The organism is Parabacteroides sp. B2-S-102 (assembly GCF_023656665.1).
GTDB lineage: Bacteria > Bacteroidota > Bacteroidia > Bacteroidales > Tannerellaceae > Parabacteroides > Parabacteroides distasonis.
In genome coordinates, this window is record NZ_JAMOKM010000046.1 from 1 (window position 1) to 2471 (window position 2471).

The 2471-nt window shown below is 54.0% G+C and carries 2 tRNA genes and 2 rRNA genes; all 4 read right to left on the reverse strand.

From position 1 onward, the window contains the following. Nucleotides 1–1246, reverse strand: a 23S ribosomal RNA gene (locus tag NBH07_RS22380); the annotation flags it as partial. Between the two features lie 106 nt (nucleotides 1247–1352). Next, nucleotides 1353–1426: transfer RNA gene (locus tag NBH07_RS22385), tRNA-Ala, on the reverse strand. 10 nt (nucleotides 1427–1436) lie between these two features. Next, nucleotides 1437–1510, reverse strand: a tRNA-Ile gene (locus NBH07_RS22390). Between the two features lie 152 nt (nucleotides 1511–1662). Next, a 16S ribosomal RNA gene (locus NBH07_RS22395) occupies nucleotides 1663–2471 on the reverse strand; the annotation flags it as partial.

A 2471-nucleotide genomic window follows, 5' to 3' on the forward strand; every position in this document is an offset into this window, starting at 1 on the left:
TCCCTCATCTTCGACGCCGCATGGAATGCTCCCCTACCATGTCTTGCGACATCCACGGCTTCGGCAGATCGTTTATGCCCGATTATTATCCACGCCAGATCGCTCGACTAGTGAGCTGTTACGCACTCTTTAAATGAATGGCTGCTTCCAAGCCAACATCCTAGCTGTCTCTGCGATCCGACCTCGTTAGTTCAACTTAACGATCATTTGGGGGCCTTAGCCGGTGGTCTGGATTCTTCTCCTCTCGGACACGGACCTTAGCACCCGCGCCCTCACTCCCTGTAAATATATATCGCGCATTCGGAGTTTATCTGGACTTGATAGGCGGTGAAGCCCTCGCATCCAATCAGTCGCTCTACCTCACGATATACTATAAAGAGGCTGCACCTAAATGCATTTCGGGGAGTACGAGCTATCTCCGAGTTTGATTAGCCTTTCACCCCTACCCTCAGCTCATTGGAAAGCTTTTCAACGCTTACCCATACGGTCCTCCAGTTGGTGTTACCCAACCTTCAACCTGGCCAAGGGTAGATCACTCGGTTTCGCGTCTACCCCCCCCGACTGGCCGCCCTGTTCAGACTCGCTTTCGCTTCGGCTCCGTACCTTAGGTACTTAACCTTGCCGGGGAAGGTAACTCGTAGGTTCATTATGCAAAAGGCACGCCGTCACGTCATTACGACGCTCCGACCGCTTGTAGGCAGACGGGTTCAGGGTCTATTTCACTCCCCTGCTCGGGGTTCTTTTCACCTTTCCCTCACGGTACTGGTTCGCTATCGGTCTCTCGGGAGTATTTAGCCTTACGGGATGGGCCCCGCTAATTCACGCAAGATTTCTCGTGCCCCGCGCTACTCAGGATACCACTAGGCTTCAATCGTCAGTCGTGTACGGGACTATCACCCTCTACGGTCGCCCTTTCCAAGGCGTTCCACTTGACTCTATCTTGCCACGTCGTGGTCCTACAACCCCCGTGTCGCCTAGACGACATGGGTTTGGGCTCTTCCGTGTTCGCTCGCCACTACTTACGGAATCATTGTTTATTTTCTCCTCCTATGGGTACTTAGATGTTTCAGTTCCCCACGTTCGCCTCCCTTTCGGGATGACAGGCCTTCAACCTGCCGGGTTGCCCCATTCGGATATCCCGGGATCAAGGGCTATTTGCGCCTCCCCCGGGCTTTTCGCAGCTTATCACGTCCTTCGTCGCCTCCGAGAGCCAAGGCATCCACCGTCTGCCCTTGCTTACTTTCTCTCACCTCGCACTTGACGCACGGGTTGATATATCTTAAGCTCGCTCTACTTGTTTCTTCTTTTTGATGTCCAACATGTCAAAGATCCTCTTTCCCTCGCGGGATGTGTGGAGAATAACGGATTCGAACCGTTGACCCTCTGCGTGCAAGGCAGATGCTCTAGCCAGCTGAGCTAATCCCCCTCATTCGGAGTAGTCCCAGGCAGAGTTGAACTGCCGACCTCTACATTATCAGTGTAGCGCTCTAACCAACTGAGCTATAGGACTGTCAACTTTGCCAAGACTTACGTCCCAGCGTCATTTTCTCTCTTTTTGACCGGCCTCCCGGTCTGTAAGATCTATATATAAACATAATCTCAACAGCAGCACAAGGGGATCAATACCTCGTATGACCTCGGTACGGAATCCTGAAGCTCCAGAAAGGAGGTGTTCCAGCCGCACCTTCCGGTACGGCTACCTTGTTACGACTTAGCCCCAGTCACCAGTTTTACCCTAGGCCGATCCTCGCGGTTACGGACTTCAGGTACCCCCGGCTCCCATGGCTTGACGGGCGGTGTGTACAAGGCCCGGGAACGTATTCACCGCGCCATGGCTGATGCGCGATTACTAGCGAATCCAGCTTCACGGAGTCGGGTTGCAGACTCCGATCCGAACTGAGACGTGGTTTGGGGATTCGCTCCCTGTCGCCAGGTGGCCTCCCTTTGTCCACGCCATTGTAACACGTGTGTCGCCCCGGATGTAAGGGCCGTGCTGATTTGACGTCATCCCCGCCTTCCTCGCAGCTTACGCTGGCAGTCCCACCAGAGTCCTCAGCATCACCTGTTAGTAACTAGTGGCAAGGGTTGCGCTCGTTATGGCACTTAAGCCGACACCTCACGGCACGAGCTGACGACAACCATGCAGCACCTCGCAAACGGCTATTGCTAGAAAAGGTGTTTCCACCTCGGTCCGAATGCGTTCAAACCCGGGTAAGGTTCCTCGCGTATCATCGAATTAAACCACATGTTCCTCCGCTTGTGCGGGCCCCCGTCAATTCCTTTGAGTTTCACCGTTGCCGGCGTACTCCCCAGGTGGATCACTTAACGCTTTCGCTGTGCCGCTTACAGTGTATCGCAAACAGCTAGTGATCATCGTTTACTGCGTGGACTACCAGGGTATCTAATCCTGTTTGATCCCCACGCTTTCGTGCATCAGCGTCAGTCATGGCTTGGCAGGCTGCCTTCGCAAT